The sequence below is a fragment of the Microcoleus sp. B5-D4 genome (assembly GCF_036705145.1).
Classification (GTDB): Bacteria; Cyanobacteriota; Cyanobacteriia; order Cyanobacteriales; family Microcoleaceae; genus Microcoleus.
Map to the genome: position 1 here is coordinate 36,361 of NZ_JAUBTV010000015.1, position 19,605 is coordinate 55,965.

Genomic DNA, 19,605 nt, shown 5'->3' on the forward strand with positions numbered 1-19,605 from the left:
TAAGGTGCGCGGTCATTGGTGTCAACTTAACGTTAAACCCTCAGTTCCGCAGGGGTTTCAACAAGAACCTCCAAGCGAAAGTCCTCGCTATGAGGACTAATGAGTTCTTCAGTCCTCTTTGAGAGGACTTTCGCTATAAGACAGGGAATTCATTCCCTGGCGGGCTGCCGGGTGAGCGGGAGGACTTGCGGACTAAAAGCTTCAGTTGACACTAATAGTGCGCGCTGCACACCCTACCTTTGAGTGTTTCGCAGTCTAGGTTTGCGGGTAATAGTCTTGAATTGCTTTTACTTCCATCGGGTGAGATTTGAGCGATCGAATTCCCGCTGCTGTCGCTTTGGCACCGGCTATTGTGGTAATAATCGGGATTTTGTAAGTCAAAGCTGTGCGGCGGATAAAGATGCCGTCGGCGCGGGATTCTTCGCCGGAAGGCGTGGTGATAATTAGTTGAATTTTCTCATTTTTGATCGAATCCAACAAATTCGGCCGCCCTTCGTGCAGTTTCAATTCCAAATCTACCTCTAAACCTTGCTCTCGCAAAACTTTGCGTGTCCCGTGAGTTGCGACTACTCGGAAACCCAATTCTAAGAATTCCTTGACAACGGGTACAACTGCTAGTTTGTCCCGATCGCGCATCGAAACCAGGACAGTTCCCAACAGCGGCATCATTTGTCCAGCACCTAATTGAGCTTTGGCAAAGGCTTTGCCAAAATCGGTGTCAATTCCCATGACTTCGCCGGTCGATCGCATTTCTGGCCCTAACAAAGTATCAGTTCCCGGAAACTTAGCAAAGGGCAATACAGCTTCTTTTACCGAAACATGAGTGGGTATAATCTCTTCAGTAAAACCCAAAGCTTCTAGAGTTTTGCCAGACATGACTCGCGATGCCATTTTTGCTAAGGGAACTCCGATCGCCTTGGAGACAAAAGGCACTGTTCGAGAAGCGCGCGGGTTAGCTTCCAAAATGAAAACTTCTTCCCCTTGAACAGCAAATTGAATATTCATCAACCCGATGACTTTCAGGGATTTTGCTAATTCTACAGTCCAGCGGCGGATTGTTACCAAAGCTGCGTCAGGAAGCGTTTGGTAAGGGATAGAACAAGCAGAGTCGCCGGAGTGGATTCCCGCTTCCTCGATGTGCTCCATAATACCGCCGATCGTCACATTGCCAGTAACATCGGCGATCGCATCGACATCAACCTCGATCGCATTCTCCAAGAACTTATCAATTAAAATCGGATGATCGGGTTCTACCAGGACGGCATAGGTCATGTAACGTTCCAATTCCGTATCGGAATAAACAATTTCCATCGCTCGCCCGCCTAATACGTAACTCGGCCGCACCACTACCGGATAACCGATGCGTTGAGCTACTATTAAAGCATCCTCAAAACTGCGCGCCAAACCGTTAGCAGCTTGCTGAATATCCAATTCCCGCAGAATCTTTTCAAATCGCTCCCTGTCTTCAGCAGTATCAATGGAATCCGGCGAAGTTCCCCAGATTTTTGTTTGTACATCGGGGTGATTTTCCAGAGCTTTTTGTAAAGGAAGCGCTAATTTCAGCGGGGTTTGTCCGCCAAACTGAATAATTATTCCCTCGGGATTTTCGGCTTCGATGATGTTGAGAACATCTTCTTTTGTGAGCGGTTCAAAATACAGGCGATCGCTCGTATCATAATCCGTCGAAACCGTTTCCGGGTTCGAGTTGACCATAATTGTCTCAAAGCCATCTTCTCCTAGGGAATAGGAAGCGTGACAGCAGCAGTAATCAAACTCAATTCCCTGTCCGATCCGGTTCGGCCCGCCACCTAAAATCATCACTTTTCGTTTGGTAGAAGGCAAAACTTCCGACTCCGGCGCGAGACTGTGGCCTACAGGCGAAATTTTCTTTTCTTCATCGCCCAATTCCCAAATTGCCGCTCCCGCTTCGTAGGTGGAATAATAATACGGTGTAAACGCTTCAAATTCAGCGGCACAGGTATCGACTGTTTTGTAAATCGGAATTACGCCTAACTGTTTGCGGTAAGCGCGGACTTGATCTTCCGATGTTTTGGTGGCGTAAGCAATTTGGCGATCGCTAAATCCCAACTGCTTTACTTCAAACATTGTCTCTTTTGTCAACTGTTCCAACCGCGTTCGTTTCAAGAACTTCTCAGTTTCCAGCAATTCCTGCATTTTATCCAAAAACCAAGGATCGATTGCTGTGAACTCGAAGATATCTTCCACCGACATTCCCATCATCATCGCGTGGCGAACTGTAAAAATGCGATCGGGATTTGGCGTCCGCAATCCGGCGCGAATTTGTTCCAAACTCGGCAACTTTTCCGGTTTGTCGCACCCGAAACCTGCGCGGCCTGTTTCCAATCCCCGCAGGGCTTTTTGGAAGGATTCGTTGAAGCTGCGCCCGATCGCCATTACCTCCCCAACTGACTTCATTTGCGTTGTCAGAGTGGGTTCGGAACCGGGGAACTTTTCAAAGGCAAATCGGGGAATCTTCGTCACCACGTAGTCAATTGTCGGCTCAAAAGACGCCGGAGTTTTCTTGGTGATATCGTTGGAAATTTCGTCTAGGCTGTAACCTACCGCTAATTTTGCCGCCATTTTGGCAATAGGGAAACCAGTTGCTTTCGAGGCCAAGGCGGAGGAACGCGAAACCCGAGGGTTCATTTCAATAACGATGAAATCTCCGTTGACAGGATTGACGGCAAATTGAATATTGGAACCGCCGGTTTCAACTCCAATTTCGCGAATAATTTTCACCGAAGCATCCCGCAGGCGCTGATATTCTTTGTCTGTGAGAGTTTGCGCCGGGGCAACGGTGATAGAATCGCCGGTGTGGACGCCCATCGGGTCGAGATTCTCGATCGAACAAATAATCACCACATTATCTGCCAAATCCCGCATCACTTCCAGTTCGTACTCTTTCCAACCAATCAAAGATTGTTCGATCAAAATTTGCGATACCGGACTGGCGTCTATCCCGCCTTGTGCCATTTCTTCAAACTCTTCTTGATTGTAAGAAATGCCGCCTCCCGTGCCGCCCATTGTAAAAGCAGGACGAATAATTAACGGATAACTGCCGATTTGGTGACCAATTGCTTTGGCTTCGTCGAGAGTGTTGGCGATTCCCGAAGGGCAAACAGCGACACCGATTCGCGCCATCGCTTCCTTAAATAATAGCCGATCTTCTGCCATTTCAATTGCTGGCAACTTAGCACCAATCAACTCGACGTTGTATTTTTCTAAAACGCCATTTTTAGCGACGGCCACTGCTAAATTTAGCGCCGTTTGACCGCCCATTGTCGGTAAAATTGCTTGAGGTCTTTCTTTAGCGATGATTTGTTCGAGGATGGCTGGCGTTAGAGGTTCGATGTAAATGCGATCGGCAGTTTCGGGATCGGTCATAATCGTTGCCGGGTTGGAATTCACCAACACAACTTCAAAACCTTCTTCTCGCAAAGCTTTGCAAGCTTGTGTCCCTGAATAGTCAAATTCGCACGCTTGACCGATAACAATTGGGCCGGAACCAATAAGAAGAATCTTTTTTAAGTCTTGACGACGGGGCATAGGTTCGTAATTAGTAATTGGACAAGGTGGAGGATTAATTTGATATTTTGCATCAGTCTTAGAAACAGGCTTTCTAAGCTGTTCCCCCCAAAGCTTACTCAAAATAGTGCAAGTTTTGTTGTTAATTTGAAATTGTGCACCATTCTCAGCCTTTTGGAAGCAGAACCTCGCAACTCCGGCCCACAGACACCCCCAGCTAACCAGAAATATTGATGAGAAAAGGGTGCAGTCGATCGGTAAATCAAGACTATTTTAAGTGTTGCGGTCAAATCGTGTTCTAAAATACACAATCCCTGTATTCCGCCAGATTAATCATTGTAGGGACACTCCAAGAACCCTTCTTCGTGTCAACTTAACGTCTAACCCAATCACAGACTGTTGTTTGAGTATTAAATCTAGATCCCCTGGCGCCTAGGGCGGGCACGGGGAGTAGGGGTCGCACCGCCCCTACGAAGGGGAGTAGGGGGTGGGACAAGAGTCTTCTCTTTCGTCCCCCTTCTTAAGGGGGATTTAGGGGGATCTAGACTTAGCTAAAAGCGAGATTTATCAATGGTTTCAGGCGATTGTTGACACCAATGGGTTCTTGGAGTGTCCCTACCGTATTTAATCCAATTTTTGGGCTTTGCGCGATCGGCGAATGAGTACGCTTATCACTTGTCCCGGCTTTGCACCTCGCTGCGGCGGACTCCAATCCCCGACGGCGGCAAATCCCAGTCGGTACAAGGTGTGGATGGTTTCTAACACGGCTGCGCGGGAACCGACAACCGTTATCCGCACGACTTCCTGTTCGGATAATGCTGAGGTGTCATTTGGACGCGCGGACAAGTTATCGTCAGGCACGAATTCCTGTGACATAATATGATCTCCTGGTTTTTGGTTTTCTAGGAAAACCCAAAAACCCAGCCGCCCCGCACGTTAACACAGAGCAGGGCGGCTACAGAGAGTGTTAAAATTCTCCATTAGCCTCCAGACTGGTTAGCTCAGTTTGGCGGTTAGCTGTCCATTGCTGTTGGTAGCAGCTTTGGGCAGTGCAACTAGATTTTTGAGCGACGTGGGCTGCTTCCTCTTTGAGGAAAGCAGCCTTATTTTCACAGCGTAGCCGCAGAGGGGGGCCGCCGTCAATCGATTTTAGATTTTAGATTTTAGATTTTAGATTGGGGTTTTCCTCCTGCAACTCAATCGATTTTAGATTTAAGATTTAAGATTGAGATTTTCCTGCAACAACTCTCTGGTCTCTCCCACCCTCCCCTTCTCCCACTCTCCCACTCTCCCCCTCTCCCCTCTCCCTCTCCCCCCCTCTCCCTCTCCCTCAATCCAACCCACTAGATGAGGGAATGCGCCGAGGAAGGGGTAAAATATGGAATCGTTCCAAAAGCTTAAAATCAAAAATCTAAAATACAGATATGCCTACAACTCAAGTGCGAATATTCCTTGCACCTGCTGCTTGAAGGCAACCACATCAATTTTTGATTTTTGATTTTTGATTGTCCTCCAACAACTCTCCCCATCTGCTATGCCTAGAACACCAAGCGAATATTCCGTACACCTGCTGCTTGATGGCGGCCACCGCGAAGAAGTGCGTTTCGCAACCCTGCAAGATTTTCAAAAGTGGTACAGCAGTACGCTGGTGCCGAAACAAGATTCAAGAGAATTTCTTAACGTCCCGATTAAAAATATTCAAGGCGAATACATGGTAGTTCGACCTACCAGCGTTCTCGCAATTCGCGTAGAACCGATATTTACTTCTAGCGTCGAACGATACGATGAATAAGGAAAATAATCAATTGAGTAGGGAAGATTGGAAATTGAGCAAGATTTTTCGCTATCAGCTATTAGCGATCGCCTGTTGCGTTTTGGCGATCGCTTTTTCGGTGCCAGCCGTTGCAGTTCCGTCGCTGCAACCAATTAGTATAAATCAATTGCAAGCGAGTGAGTTGGAGTCGATAGCCTTTGACGCTCAAATCTGGGGCGAAAATGGCAAACCGGGCGATAAAGAATTGCTGTTAAAGTCGATCGACCACAGCCTCCGCTATCTCAATACATCGGCCGCCGCCACTGCTTACAGCCGCTATCCAGTAGCAGGAGTTACGCGCGATCGAGTTCGCCGTTCCCTCGATCGATTCCGCCAATTAGTTGTCAGTTCCACAACCCCAGCACAACTTCAGGAATCTGTCAAGCGCGAATTTGTATTTTACAAATCTACGGGCAAAGACGGCAAAGGAACAGTCGCATTTACAGGTTATTTCGAGCCGACTTACGCAGCATCTCGCACGCCGAATTCCGAATACCGTTATCCCCTGTACCGGATGCCGCCAAACATGGCATCTTGGCCGAAACCTCACCCGACAAGATTGCAATTAGAAGGCGCAGATGCTTTGCAGGCAAGTAAAGGATTGCTGCGAGGATTAGAATTAGTTTGGTTGCGCGATCGATTCCAAGCATTTCTCGTGCACGTCCAAGGTTCTGCGAGATTGCAACTAACAGATGGTAGCGAGATGACCGTCGGTTTTGCAGGCAAAACCAGTCACAGTTATACAGGAGTAGGACGAGAATTAGTTAAAGACGGAAAGTTTACTTTAGAAGAGTTAAATTTGCCGAAACTAAGGGAATATTTCACTAACTTTCCCGCAGATATGAACAAATATTTGCCGAAAAATGAAAGCTTTGTATTCTTCCGGGATAGTAATGGAGTTCCAGCCACAGGAAGCATTGGAGTGCCAGTAACTGCCGAAAGGTCGATCGCCACCGACAAAGCCTTAATGCCACCCGGTGCACTAGCATTAATTAGTACAAAACTCCCTTATCCGAATGCGGCAGGACAACTCGAACAAAATGCCGTGAATCGGTACGTTTTGGATCAGGATACGGGCGGTGCAATCAAAGGCGCGGGGAGAGTTGACGTATTTATGGGAACGGGGGATTTAGCGGGCGATCGGGCCGGTTATATCAACTCAACAGGAGAACTGTATTATCCGCTTTTAAAGTAGGAACAAAGCGAGTGGCCAGAAACCGGGTTTTTACGAAAAATATTCGCGATAATCCGCAGATTAGGAAAAAACCCGGTTTCTTCGATCTTCACTCTATCTACGGTATTTGGTAATATGGGTTAGTTGGTTGGGTGGGGGCGGGTTTATCAATATTTGGGATGGGAATTATAGATTGTGGGCGAACCCGCCCCTACGGTATTTGATAATAAAATAATACATCTAAAATAGCAAAATTGGTAGGGCGGGTTAGCCGAAATTTATATCATCAAATAGCATAATTCATCAACCCGCACCCACCGATCCCAGATACTCAAACACCCGCCCCTTTCCCATCGCAGATATCGACAAACCTGTCCGCATTGGTATAAAATAGAAACAAGCCAACCCATCCCCACAAATGCTAAACAAAATTTGGCAGTTCCTGAAACGACTAATCCAGCGCCTATTAGGAACCGCACCCCCACCACCGCCACCACCTGCGCCCCGCCCCACCCTAACTGACGCGGAATACGAGTCGAAATTCATGGAAATCCTGGAAGGGGTGAATGTCGGCTGGAGTCGAGGGGATGTAGCGGGATTCTTAATCGCAAAACGCCTTAAAGATGGTGAATTGGCTGCTTGGCTGCGACGGTTTGGGACTCGATTGTTAGATGGCGAAAACCTGCAGGGCGGGCACGGGGGCACCGCCCCTACGGATGCGGTGGCATCGCTTCAGGAATTGGCGCAGCGGCTGGTATTGTTAGGTAGAATTGGCAGCGGGGAATTGTCAGAGGTGGCGAGGCAAATTGGGCGGGAGATATTGACACGGTTTCCGCTGCCGGAGGTTGAGGAGGAGGAGACAAAGGGGATGGTGATTGAGGCGGTGTTTGTTGGGGATGGTTTGGGTTTTTCTGGGGAAGTGAACCGCAGAGACGCTGAGGGTGTGGAGGCAGAATCGGAAGTTAATGTAGATGCTGAGGCGTGGTGCGAGAGAGGGAATGAGCAGTATAATTTAGGAAACTTTGAAGAGGCGATCGCATCTTATACCCAAGCAATTGCTCTCCAACCAGACTATCACGATGCTTTGCACAACCGAGAGGTAGCGCAACGTAAGTTAGGCGAAATTAAATAGGCGAACTCGCTTGTCTCCCTAATTTTTGCTAGGTATTGCGAGCGGTATGATACTATTAAGAATTAAGCGCAGTTTCCGTCGCTAATTATTATACCCTAAAAGAGGAGGTGGAGGATTTAAATCCTCACTACAAACTTAATTGGTAAGGTGCACAATCCGCACCATAAAATATGTTTATACTATGAGGATTAATCCCAAATCCTTGCATCCACAACCCACATCGAATGACACAAGTAATCGGCATTGACTTAGGCGGAACCGCAATTAAACTCGGCAGATTTACCGAAGACGGCATTTGTCATCAATCCTTAACTGTCCCAACCCCTCAACCCGCAACGCCAGAAGCCGTTGTAGCTACAATGACCGATGCTATTTTACAACTGAATCCGGTCGAAAATGCTGTAAGTGCGATCGGCATCGGCACTCCAGGCCCCGCAGACGCCTCCGGCCGCATAGCCAGAGTTGCCATTAACCTCAAAAACTGGCATAACGTCCCCCTAGCTGACTGGTTGGAAGCTAAAACCGGACTGCCGACAATATTAGCAAATGATGCCAACTGTGCCGGATTGGGAGAAGCTTGGCTGGGCGCAGGAAGGAACTTTAAAAACCTAATTTTAATAACTTTAGGTACAGGAGTCGGCGGTGCAGTTATCCTAGACGGCAAACTATTTGTAGGTCATCAAGGCGCGGCCGGAGAACTAGGATTGATTACTATAAATCCCGACGGCCCGGAGTGCAACAGCGGCAATCGCGGTTCTTTAGAACAGTACGTTTCGGTGCAAGCAATTCGCCGCGAAACGGGTTTGGAACCGCTAGAATTAGCAAATCTAGCTAAGTCGGGAGATGCCAAAGCTTTAGAATTTTGGCAAAATTACGGGCGCTATCTGGGTATCGGTTTGGCAAGTCTCATTTATATTTTGACGCCGGAAGCTATTATTATCGGCGGTGGAATTAGTGCAGGTGCAGAATTTTTCTTGCCGAAGGTGAGAGAAGAAATTGAGCGGCGGGTGTTGCCAACTTCTCGCGAAGATTTACAGTTATTGGTTGCTGAATTGGGCAATCAAGCAGGCATGGTAGGCGCGGCCAAATTAGCTTGGCAGCTTGTTCAATAGTTAAAATTTAAAAAAGCAGCGCAGTTTATTGCGCTTTTTTCATATCTAAACTTAGGGTGCAACCTAAGCACCTTACCCCAAAAAAAATTAAAATGAATGTTAGGATTTACTAAAAATAGTCTTCCTTCCTCCTTCATTGTTCATACTTCTAACTAATGACTAATGACTAACAACTAACGACTAATGACTAATGACTAACAACTAATGACTAATGACTGCTTCATGGCAGAGATTGTCCAGTCGTATTTTTAATGTATTCCTGAATTTCTTGATAAGTTTCCGGGTTGTTTTGGCGCAGGATAATAATATTAGTTGCGCTGTCCGGCAGGCAAAAGCTTAGCCGACCGTTCTGTTCGCAAGCAAAAGAGCTAATTCGACTCATATCGATCGCAAATTCTTTGCGGTCATAATTAATTTTAATCCACGAACCTCTAGAATTGCGATCGATGGTTTTTTTTAGGTAATCGAGAACTTGCTTGTAAGCCTCAGAATTGCCTTGGGGATTGAGGATAATCGGCTGACTGCTATTAGGCAGCCAAAAGGTGATACGCTTGTTATCCAGTTCGCTAGAAAAAGCACTTATAGTGTCAAGGTCAATTATGTATGTACTTTTCTCATAAGTAATTTTGCTCCAATAAGCCACAAAGCCTCCTCAAACCGGTGTTTCCTGGTATTTTAGGATAATTTGACAACTCATACCATTTTAGATTTTAGATTGTAGATTTTAGATTGGGCATGACTGATGACTATCTGGGTTGGGAAGTTGCCTAAAGTTGCATTTTTTGGGGAAACTGGTATCACCCTGGAAATCCGTAAAAAGTTAAGTAAAAATATATCAGCATTTTTACCTTCTGTCTTCTGCCTTCTCCCTTGTGGTACTAGCCCCCCAGCCCTAGCATAGGGTTGGGGGGGAGGTTTTTCACTCGTTGAGAATGCTGCCCGATATCTAGTCCGGTAAGTGCGACCCCTATCAAATCCTATTGGTCTGTTGGGTGGGTTTTGTAATGTCGATAGTCGGGGCGATTTGAATATTGTCTACTCGGAACCGCCCCTACAGACATCTAATATATCAGAACTAATCGATCGCACATGATATGAGATCAGTTTGCGACAACTTTCCCAGCCACCAAGTCGCGACCCTCATCTTCTAAAACATCCTGCTTTCCCTGGATGCTAGCGGCCTGGATAAACCCTTGAAACAATGGGTGGGGGGCGCTAGGTCGAGATTGGAATTCGGGGTGAAATTGGCAGGCTATGAAAAAGGGATGGTTGGGAAATTCGATCATTTCTACCAATCGGCCGTCTGGAGATGTACCGGAGACTGCATAACCTGATTCTAAGAAAAGATTGCGGTAGGCGTTGTTAAATTCGTACCGATGGCGGTGCCGCTCGTAAATCACTTCTTTCTGATAAAGTTTGAAAGCTAGCGTGTCTGGGTTGACACGGCACGGATACAAACCCAGTCGCATTGTACCGCCCAAATCGACTACATCTTGCTGTTCTGGCAATAAATTAATTACCGGATTTGCTGTATCTGGGTTAAATTCAGCGCTGTTGGCATCCTGTAGTTGGGCGATGTTGCGCGCCCATTCAATCACAGCACACTGCATCCCCAAACACAATCCCAAAAATGGAATTTTGTGGTGTTTAGCATATTCGATCGCCGCTATTTTGCCGTCAACTCCCCGAACCCCAAAACCTCCCGGTACAACAATGCCGTTGATACCTTTGAGATAATTATCGAGGTTTCCCGATTCTAAATCTTCTGAGTTAATCCAGTGTAAATTCAGGTCGCAGCCGATCGCAATTGCCGCGTGCCGCAAAGCTTCGACCACCGAAAGATAAGCATCGTTCAACCGCACGTATTTGCCAACTAAAGCAATATCAATTTTGTGATTGGGACTGTAAAGCCTGTTGACTAAAGTTTGCCACTGATGCAAATCTGGCTGGCGATGTTCGAGTTGCAGCAAATTGAGGGTTTGTTGGGCCAAACCTTCCTGTTCCATCATCAGCGGCACTTCGTAGATACTTTTAGCATCTTGAGCGGTGATGACACATTCTTCGGGGACGTTGCAGAATTCCGACAATTTCTGTTTCATGCCCAAAGACAGCGGGCGATCGCACCGACAGACTAAAATATCTGGTTGAATGCCGATCGATCGCAATTCCTTCACCGAATGCTGAGTCGGTTTAGTTTTCATCTCCCCAGCCGAAGGAATCCAAGGTATCAGCGTGACGTGCATATACACAACATTTTGCCGGCCGACATCCTTGCGAAACTGGCGAATTGCCTCCAAAAACGGCAAAGATTCAATATCTCCCACCGTTCCGCCAATTTCCGTAATCACCACATCGGGATTAGTATTTTTTGCTACCCGGTGAATTCGCTCTTTAATCTCGTTAGTGATGTGCGGAATCACCTGCACCGTGCTCCCCTGATACTCACCGCGGCGTTCTTTGTTGATCACCGCTTGATAAATGGAACCCGTGGTGACGCTATTGAGGCGAGACATGGAAGTATCGGTAAAACGCTCGTAGTGCCCCAAATCCAGGTCAGTTTCCGCACCGTCTTGCGTGACAAAGACTTCTCCGTGCTGAAACGGGCTCAGAGTGCCGGGGTCAACGTTAATATAGGGGTCTAGCTTCAAAATCGAGACAGAATAGTCCCGCGACTTTAATAGGCGGCCCAAGGAAGCACCGACAATTCCCTTGCCGATGCTGGAAACCACGCCGCCAGTCACAAACACAAATTTGCTCATAGGATTTTCGACTTTAGATGCTTCAATGTCAGGTCAGACTCAAATGTGACATAGGTAATCCATAAGGGCAACCACGGGGGATTGCCCCTACACCCATTTGACCCATCATTGACGATTGTTATGTGCTTGCAACCAAGTTGTCAAATCTGACAAGGTGGCAAAGTCTAATACAGCCTCTCCTAAACTCTCTAATTCCTCAACGGATAACTGACTTATACAGGCTTGGATCTCCGGCGACAGTGCGCCTACACTACGTTCCAACTGGCGAGTAATTAATCGCAAATTCCCTTGTTTGATACCTTGCTCGATACCTTGTTCGATACCTTGCTCGATACCTTCTGCAAGGGCTATTTTGGTAGCTAGACTAATGGAGCCACGCTGGTCTTGAATGAAGATTTCTCGCTTCTCTAAATCATCTAGTTCCTGAGCATTTAGATTCGCTCTATTGGCAATTTTAAAAGCCTGTTTCAGTTCCTGTACATTTTCCAATTCTTCTGGAACAGACTGTAAAGCTTGAGCTGTTTTCATGAAGTATATCCACTTATCGGTCAAGGTTTCTAATTCATCTAGTCCCTTGTTGAATTTTGGTAACTCCACAAATACCAGCTCAAATTGATCCGCTAGATAATCTACTAAAAATGTCTTTTCTTTGAAGATGAAGTGCGAAATCACTGTGTCCATATTCTCAAACATTTTAAAATCTGTAATTGTCAGAGCAATCACAGGGTTTAAATTGCTGTAGCCACTTCCTGTGCTTAGCTGCATTGAATAAGTTTTAGTTGCATTATACAAAACCCGCTGCTGAAAGTATTCTACATTCAAAACCTGCATTTCAATAATCACAGTTTTGTCACCAGTAATCTTGGCTTTAACATCCAAGTAAGTATCTTTGATGCCTTTAATGTTTGGAGCTAAATAGGGGTCGATAATTTCTAAATCTTCGATAACGGGCTGTGCTTCGTAGAGGAGAGCATTTAAGAAACTAATCAAAATGTCTTTACTGTCATCCGAGCCGAATATTTTTTTAAAGGCAAAGTCGGTTTTGGGGTTGATAAAATTCATGGTAATTACAATTTATTAGGGTTTCAGGGGTTTCGGTTAGAGCTATTTAACTGTCGTCTAACTTAATTATACAATCTTGCAGGTTGGGCTCGATCGCCCGTTGGTGAAGCCCTCGAAGAGGATCGACCAAACCTGCTCGTTTGTGCAGCCCGTTTCTTCATTTTTCCCAAAAAGCTAACTCAGGAACGTTTTGCAAAGGGTAAAGTCATGGTAAACAAAGCACCTCAAGTCTGCTAAAAAAAACAGCTATGAAGTTTGTCTGCGTTCTCTCCCCTCAACGGTTGCTTTGTGCTGGTATCGCATTGCTCGCTGCGATAGAGTGTGGCGCGTGGCTTGCTCCCCATGCAGCGCGGGCAAAAGATCCTGGGGAAAATTATTCGTCTGTGTCGCCGAAAATCCTCGCTAGTAACGATGTTAATTGCAATGGCGGACGATCGCCACAAAATCGGTGTCCTGTCGGCGGTTTGTTCGTCAAAACTCCAAATACGGCCCCAGAACAAGTCTTTCCTCTCAAGCAGACGGAAGTTAAAGCCAAAATAGCTGGCAATATCTCCCGCGTCGAAGTTGTTCAGAAGTTTGAAAATCCTTTTCCCGAATCTATAGAAGCTGTTTATGTATTTCCTTTGCCCGATGAAGCGGCGGTGGATGATATGGAAATTAAAATAGGCGATCGAATTATTAAAGCTGATATCAAACGCCGCGAGGAAGCTGTGGAAATGTACGAACAAGCCAGAAAGCAAGGCCGGAGTGCTGGTTTGTTGGAACAAGAACGCGATAATATTTTTACTCAGTCTCTGGCTAATATCAAACCGGGAGAAAAAATTGAAGTTACGATTCGCTACACCGAAAGTCTCAAGTTTGTCGGCGGCGATTACGAATTTGTGTTTCCAATGGTGGTAGGGCCGCGCTATATTTCGAGAAATTCGACCCCCCCCAACCCCCCCTTACTAAGGGGGGGCGATGCTCAATCCCCCCCCTTAGCAAGGGGGGGGCAGGGGGGGGTTAATACCGATGCCGATCGCATTAACCCGCCTGTCTTGCCTCCGGGAACGCGATCGGGTCACAATATTGCTGTTTCGGTAGAAATAGATGCCGGAGTTGCGATCGGCGATGTCCGCTCTACTTCCCATCAAATTACAACTGACCGCAGGGGAAATATTGTGCAAGTCCAATTAGCCAATTCTGACACAATTCCCAATAAAGATTTAATTTTGCGCTATCGAGTGGCGGGCGAAAATACGCGCTCAACTGTCTTGACTCAATCCGACCAGCGGGGCGGTCATTTTGCTACTTATTTGATTCCGGCATTAAACTACCAAACTAATGAAATTGTACCTAAAGATGTCGTGTTTCTGATGGATACTTCCGGTTCTCAAAAGGGCGAACCACTAGCAAAATCTAAGGAGTTGATGCGCCGCTTCATCCAAGGACTGAATCCCAACGATACTTTTACTATTATTGATTTTGCCAACACTACGCAAGCGCTTTCAACTACTCCTTTAGCGAATACGGCAGAAAATCGACAAAGCGCAATTAATTATATCGAAAAGTTGCAGGCTAACGGAGGAAGTGAACTGCTTAACGGGATTCAAGCAGTGATGAATTTTCCGGCGGCGGCTACGGGAAGGCTGCGGAGTATTGTATTAATTACGGATGGTTACATTGGTAATGAAAATGAAGTGCTGGCTCTGGTTCAGCAGAGTCTGAAACCAGGAAATCGACTTTATAGTTTTGGTGTCGGCGGTTCGGTGAATCGGTTTTTGCTCAACCGTTTGGCGGAAGTGGGAAGAGGCACGTCTCAAGTAATTCGTCAAGATGAACCGTCAGCAGAAGCAGCAGAAAAGTTTTTTAGTCAAATTAATCGTCCGGTATTGACTAATATTCAAATTAGTTGGGAAGGAATGGGGGAAAAACCGGAGATTTATCCGATCGCACCCCCAGACTTGTTTGCGAGTGGGCCACTGGTTTTGTTTGGCAAAAAGACCGATCGAGCCCCCGGCCAACTTCGCATCCGCGGCACTCTTGCGGGCGGCAAAGCTTACGAGCAAGTTTTACCGGTTAATTTTGCTCAATCCGGCGGGCGGCAGCGGGAGTCTACTTCAGTCGCAGCAACCGCTACGGATTTTGGCAATCCTGCGGTAGCTCAACTTTGGGGGCGATCGCGCATTAAAGATTTAATGAATCAAATGTTTGGTGGCGAGACTAAATCTCTAGTGGAATCTGTGACTAATACTGCTCTGACTTATCGCTTGCTGTCGGAATACACGGCTTTTGTGGCTGTGAGCGAAGAAGTGCGAGTCGAAGCAGATGGAACTCGTCGTCGAGTGCAAGTGCCTGTAGAATTGCCGCAGGGTGTCAACTATGAGGGTATTTTCCAGTCGGAGGGGGCAGAGCCAACTAGAGGCGGCACTCGCAGCGTTACCTCGAATCGCAACTCGGCACCGGTGAGTCCAGCTCCTGCTATGGCGCCGCCGCGAGGTTACGGTGAGTTGCAACCATCGCAGCCAAAGGCTTCTCGCCTGCAAGTAGTTAGCGTCGAAGGGTTGGATGCAGGGGCGATCGCGGATTTGACTCAATACCTGCAATCTGTTAATCTCCCGGCGGGGGTTAGCGGTGAAACGGTATGGAAGTTATTGGTACAAGACGGCCGCGTTGCCCGATTGGCTATCGACACTAAAACCTCGACGCTGCAAGCAACAGACGCCGTAGAGGATCTCAAGAGGGCCTTGAGTTCCTGGCAACCTCCCGCAGGATTCAAGGGCACGCTGCGCCTGAAGTTGCGAATAATATCATTTCCGGTTACACCGGAATGATGTTGACGGTTGACGGTTCACTGTTGACAGTGAACAGTCAACAGTGAACAGTGAACTGGAATTTACTATTCCGATGCTAACGGATTTGATATAACGGTCGATCGTTAAGCAATGACTATCTATGTCAAGAAACATTAATTTTTAATTCAAAAATACCGAAAGCGGGATCGCTACCCCGTGGAAGATATAAAATCTTTATTAAGAGATTGCCTTTAAACAGAAAGTGATGTTATTGGGATTTATACCGTTTGAGGCAAACGCTGGAACAGTCTAATTTCTGAAACAGTCTAATTTCTGAAACAACCTTAAGATTAGAGATTTCTCGATCGAAACCCCCCCAATCATAGAAGGTATCACGCCCTATGGAAGTTAGCGAACTGCTCAACAATTACGAAAAAGGAGAAAGAGACTTTACTGGAGCCGACCTCAGCGGGAAAGACCTCAGCGGAGCAATCTTAATCGGAGTCAACCTTTCGCGAGCTAATCTTTCCGGGGCCAACCTCAGTAGAGCGTTTCTCACCAAAGCAACACTCAAAGGTGCACTGCTGCACAGAACTAATCTGAGTTTTGCCAAAATGGGTGAAACCCAACTCTCAGGTGCAGATTTGACAAAAGCCAATCTCAGCGGTGCTTTTTTGGTAAAAGCAAAAATGCCGAGAGCAAAGTTAAGCGGCGCAACTTTAACTGGCGCCAACCTGCGGGGTGCTGTGTTGTGGAATGCGAATTTGTGCAGCGCCGACTTGCAATTAGTTAACTTGCTGGGCGCGAATCTGACTGCTGCTAATTTTAAGTGGGCAAACCTTTACGGTGCAAGGCTCAATAGTGCAAAACTTTTTGGAGCTCAATTAACAGGAGTCAGTTTGCGGCGAGCGCAGTTGGCAGGGGTGAATCTCTGCGGTGCAGATTTAAGCGGCGTTAACGTGAGCGAAGCTAAACTAATGGGAGCTAATTTGGAAGGCTCGAATTTGGCGGGGGCGAATTTCAGCGCGGCTCAGTTGCGGGGGGTGAAGTTGGCGGGTGCAAACTTAACCGGGGCTAAGTTGAGGGGAAGTTGTTTGAGAGGGGCAAATCTGAATTGGGCAAAGCTGTGTCAAGCAGATTTGATGGCGGCAGATTTGAGCGAGGCGACGTTAATAGGAGCTAATTTAGATAATGCTTTGTTGGCTGGAGCTATTTTGCCGGAATCTACTAGGCGCTATTTTTCTTTAGCTGGGGCGGGCAGAGTCAATTCTTGGGAAGTTAATGAGATTAACGGTTGATTGTTGACTGATGATTGTTGACTGATGACTGTTGACTGTTCACTGTTCACTGTTCACTGTTCACTGATGGCTATGACAATTAATTTTGGGGTGGTGCTGGTAACTGCAGCATCGGAGGCGGAGGCGGAGAATCTCGCTAAATCTCTAGTTGAACACAAGCTGGCTGCTTGTGTGAGTTTGTCACCCATTCGCTCGATTTATAGTTGGCAAGGCGAGATTCATTGCGAGTCAGAGTGGCAGTTGCTGATTAAAACTGATATGGCTAAATTTGAGGCTTTAAAAACAAAAGTTCAGGAACTCCATTCCTATGAAGTTCCCGAAATTATTGCTATTCCTATTATCGCTGGCAGCGATGCTTATCTGAATTGGCTGGGACAATCTTTAAGTTAGTAGTCAAGACTTTAGTCCTAAATTATCCAATGAAGAGGGAGTGAAGTCCCTACTACAAATGGTCAGACACCTAGGAATTATGACTGCTAGGGCCAATGACGCCGATTTTGTGGCGAAAACTTAGTTCGCCGCCGAACCAGCCTGTAATGCCGAGCAAGGTTGCCACGACGATCGATATTGCTAAACCTGTATATACGATCGGCTCAGCCGGATTTCCTTGTCGCAACAGCAAGTTAATCAGGGTAAGTACCATAACCGCCACATTGCCGCCCATGTGCAACCAACCGGCACTGCGATCGCGCACTCTTTTAACTTTGAAAAAATCTAAAAAGCCCGTGATTGCTGCCAAAATCCCCGCAGCAAAACCGACACCCATCAGCCAAACCGAAGCTCTCGCCCAAAACGGATCGCTTGTCAGCCAATAACCGACATCAGTGCCGGCGGCTCCTACTAAAAAGGCTACCGGAAAGATGACGATGATGGGGTGGATGGGATGGCCTGCAACTGAAAGCGTACTCGTAATGCCGGCGTCGCGATACTCTCTGTCGTCACTTTCTAAAATCGGCGGAAGATTGGGATAAGGGGTACTATTTCTTTGATTTGTTTCCATGATTTCGAGCGATTAATTTTGTACAACAAATCCGTTTTTATTGGATTGAACTTAATCCCAAATCCGTTCGCCATTTTCGTCAACGCGGGCCTGCCGAATTACGTCGGAAATTTCGTCGGCGTCTTTGACGTGGTGCAAAGCTTTCTTTTCCCCATCCGGTTCTTCGACGATCACATAAGTTGGAACTGTAACTGTATCTCCCGTGATGTCGGGTACGTGGTCTACCGCTAGTTGCTGGGCTTTTTCTTCGATGGTTTGCGGTTCGTCGGAAATACGATCGCCCGGATTGACCGTGCGCTCCATATCTTTGCCTGGTTTGTCGATACTCATAAAAACCTCTCTGGTATTTCTAATTTTTTGCTGACTCTAATTCCTACTATTGAACGAAAAATATCTCTACGCAAACATCTCCCGACGGGTGGAAGTTTCAGTTAGGGCTATCGCAGGCAGCCTCTTCCTGTAGGTAGAGGTTTTTCGATTGGTTCGGAAAAAAACCTAAGCTAAAATCTAAGCATGATATTTTCCTTCCCTTTGAGTTGCCCATGAAAAGTTACGATTGGATTGTTGTCGGCGGCGGCATTACTGGTGCGGCACTGAGTTACGAACTGGCAAAAAAAGGTTTTGCTGTGCTGCTTTTGGAACGAGATGCTACCATGCAAAATGCTACTCGTTTTAGTTATGGCGGCTTGGCTTATTGGTCGGGAACGACTGATTTAACTCGGCAATTGTGTCGGGAAGGTATCGAACGCCACCGCAATTTATCAGCGGAATTAGCTGCTGATACTGAGTTTCGCGAGTTGGATTTGTTGCTGACAATTGATGCGGGCACTGATGCGGAAAAAGCGGCGGCTAATTACGCGCATTTTGCGATCGTTCCCCAGCTTTTGAGTGTTGCAGAAGCTGGCGAGTTGGAACCTTTGCTGAATAAAAGTGCGATCGCCGGAGCTCTGACTGTGCGTCACGGTCACATTTCGCCGACTGCCACAAATAAAGCTTATTGTCAAGGGTTTCTGCGGTTGGGAGGAACTATAGAATTTGCTGAAGTAATTGGGTTTATAGAAGAGGGAAATCGGATTTCGGGAGTTAAGACGGTACAGGAAAGTTATGCCTGCGAAAATACGGTTATTTGTGCTGGAGGTTGGAGTCGGAGTTTACTGAAAGCCGCTGGTGTTTCTGTGGGAGTTTATTTTACTCGCACCGAGATTTTGGAAACTGCACCTGTGGATTTGAAACTCAGGACTTTGGTGATGCCTGCGGTATTAAAACGTTTTGAATTGGAAGCTGAATCGACTAGAAATGAGGTGGATTTTCTTTGGGATGAACCTGGTAAAGAGTTGCTGTCGCCGATTTTAGATTCGGGTGCCATTCAATTTAATGATGGCAGTTTGCGGATCGGGCAATTGTCGCGCACTTTGAGCGATTTGAATGCTAAAGTCGATCGCGAAACCAGCGAAACGGCAATTCGTGCAGGAATCGGCAAGGTTTTGCCTGATTTGGCAGGTTTACCGGCAACTTGGCACGAGTGTAGTGTGGCATTTAGCGCTGATAATTTGCCTGTAGTGGGGCCGATTGCCGATCGCCCTGGATTGCAGGTTTTTTCGGGTCTCAGCAATCCTTTGACTATTGTACCTGCTTTGGCTGAGCGATTTGCGAAGGCGGCGGCGGGAGAAGAAGATAGGGCGATCGAGCTTTTGTCTCCCAATCGATTTGCTTAAAAATGATATCATGTCCGGCCTGATTGAGACTTGTATGAATTTTGTAGGGGCGGGTTCACTAACAATAATTGCCTGTAATCTACAATCTCATAAACCCGCCCCCCCGATACTTTTATCTCCTCTCCGTTGAATTGTCCGCGATGAAATTCTGTCGCGTGGTGGGGGCGGGTTTATGTAGATTGTTAGTCTGGATGATAGATTGTTGGTGAAACCCGCCCCT

General features: G+C 46.8%; 16 protein-coding genes. 8 read left to right on the forward strand and 8 right to left on the reverse strand.

From position 1 onward, the window contains the following. Positions 1-255 precede the first annotated feature (255 nt). The 3 genes from carB to QUB10_RS09975 form a co-directional block, all read right to left on the reverse strand. Positions 256-3,567 (reverse strand): carbamoyl-phosphate synthase large subunit, encoded by a 3,312-nt coding sequence (gene carB, locus QUB10_RS09965; RefSeq protein ID WP_333201763.1) that lies wholly within the window; start codon positions 3,565-3,567, stop codon positions 256-258. A gap of 603 nt (positions 3,568-4,170) precedes the next feature. Beyond that, complete coding sequence (locus QUB10_RS09970) at positions 4,171-4,422, reverse strand: hypothetical protein (protein ID WP_333201681.1); 252 nt, start codon at positions 4,420-4,422, stop codon at positions 4,171-4,173. Between the two features lie 120 nt (positions 4,423-4,542). Then, positions 4,543-4,689, reverse strand: a complete 147-nt coding sequence (locus QUB10_RS09975; RefSeq protein ID WP_333201683.1) for a hypothetical protein — start codon at positions 4,687-4,689, stop codon at positions 4,543-4,545. Between the two features lie 391 nt (positions 4,690-5,080). Between QUB10_RS09975 and QUB10_RS09980 the strand changes: the two genes are divergently transcribed. From QUB10_RS09980 to QUB10_RS09995, 4 genes are all read left to right on the forward strand, one after another. After that, positions 5,081-5,338 carry a hypothetical protein gene (locus tag QUB10_RS09980; RefSeq protein WP_333070949.1) on the forward strand — a complete coding sequence of 86 codons (258 nt, stop codon included), beginning with the start codon at positions 5,081-5,083 and terminating at the stop codon, positions 5,336-5,338. 13 nt (positions 5,339-5,351) lie between these two features. Next, complete coding sequence (gene mltA, locus QUB10_RS09985) at positions 5,352-6,554, forward strand: murein transglycosylase A (protein ID WP_445300825.1); 1,203 nt, start codon at positions 5,352-5,354, stop codon at positions 6,552-6,554. 397 nt (positions 6,555-6,951) lie between these two features. Further along, positions 6,952-7,665 (forward strand): tetratricopeptide repeat protein, encoded by a 714-nt coding sequence (locus QUB10_RS09990; RefSeq protein ID WP_333201687.1) that lies wholly within the window; start codon positions 6,952-6,954, stop codon positions 7,663-7,665. 224 nt (positions 7,666-7,889) lie between these two features. Beyond that, the gene (locus tag QUB10_RS09995; RefSeq protein WP_333201689.1) at positions 7,890-8,777 is read left to right on the forward strand and encodes an ROK family protein; all 888 of its coding nucleotides are present in this window, start codon (positions 7,890-7,892) and stop codon (positions 8,775-8,777) included. 220 nt (positions 8,778-8,997) lie between these two features. Here QUB10_RS09995 and QUB10_RS10000 read toward each other — a convergent pair whose 3' ends face one another. The 3 genes from QUB10_RS10000 to QUB10_RS10010 all read right to left on the reverse strand — a co-directional run bounded on the left by QUB10_RS10000 (position 8,998) and on the right by QUB10_RS10010 (position 12,598). Then, complete coding sequence (locus tag QUB10_RS10000; protein ID WP_333201691.1) at positions 8,998-9,420, reverse strand: hypothetical protein; 423 nt, start codon at positions 9,418-9,420, stop codon at positions 8,998-9,000. Positions 9,421-9,877: 457 nt separating this feature from the next. Continuing rightward, positions 9,878-11,536, reverse strand: coding sequence for a CTP synthase (locus QUB10_RS10005; protein WP_333143212.1), 1,659 nt, complete (start codon positions 11,534-11,536; stop codon positions 9,878-9,880). Positions 11,537-11,641: 105 nt separating this feature from the next. Continuing rightward, positions 11,642-12,598: an Rpn family recombination-promoting nuclease/putative transposase gene (locus QUB10_RS10010; RefSeq protein WP_333143213.1), complete on the reverse strand. Its 957-nt coding sequence runs from the start codon at positions 12,596-12,598 to the stop codon at positions 11,642-11,644. A 248-nt stretch (positions 12,599-12,846) separates the two neighbouring features. Here QUB10_RS10010 and QUB10_RS10015 point away from each other — a divergent pair, with 248 nt between their 5' ends. The 3 genes from QUB10_RS10015 to cutA all read left to right on the forward strand — a co-directional run bounded on the left by QUB10_RS10015 (position 12,847) and on the right by cutA (position 17,060). Next, on the forward strand, positions 12,847-15,411 hold the full coding sequence (locus tag QUB10_RS10015) for a VIT domain-containing protein (RefSeq protein WP_333143214.1): 2,565 nt from the start codon (positions 12,847-12,849) through the stop codon (positions 15,409-15,411). 362 nt (positions 15,412-15,773) lie between these two features. Next, positions 15,774-16,670 carry a pentapeptide repeat-containing protein gene (locus tag QUB10_RS10020; RefSeq protein WP_333143215.1) on the forward strand — a complete coding sequence of 299 codons (897 nt, stop codon included), beginning with the start codon at positions 15,774-15,776 and terminating at the stop codon, positions 16,668-16,670. 72 nt (positions 16,671-16,742) lie between these two features. After that, complete coding sequence (gene cutA, locus QUB10_RS10025) at positions 16,743-17,060, forward strand: divalent-cation tolerance protein CutA (RefSeq protein ID WP_333143216.1); 318 nt, start codon at positions 16,743-16,745, stop codon at positions 17,058-17,060. Positions 17,061-17,130: 70 nt separating this feature from the next. On the opposite strand, the gene QUB10_RS10030 is transcribed toward cutA, so the two are convergent. Then, on the reverse strand, positions 17,131-17,670 hold the full coding sequence (locus QUB10_RS10030) for a DUF2231 domain-containing protein (RefSeq protein ID WP_333201693.1): 540 nt from the start codon (positions 17,668-17,670) through the stop codon (positions 17,131-17,133). A gap of 51 nt (positions 17,671-17,721) precedes the next feature. Then, complete coding sequence (locus tag QUB10_RS10035) at positions 17,722-18,000, reverse strand: hypothetical protein (protein WP_333201695.1); 279 nt, start codon at positions 17,998-18,000, stop codon at positions 17,722-17,724. A gap of 212 nt (positions 18,001-18,212) precedes the next feature. Here QUB10_RS10035 and QUB10_RS10040 point away from each other — a divergent pair, with 212 nt between their 5' ends. Next, positions 18,213-19,385, forward strand: a complete 1,173-nt coding sequence (locus tag QUB10_RS10040) for an FAD-binding oxidoreductase (protein ID WP_333201697.1) — start codon at positions 18,213-18,215, stop codon at positions 19,383-19,385. Positions 19,386-19,605: the final 220 nt, after the last annotated feature.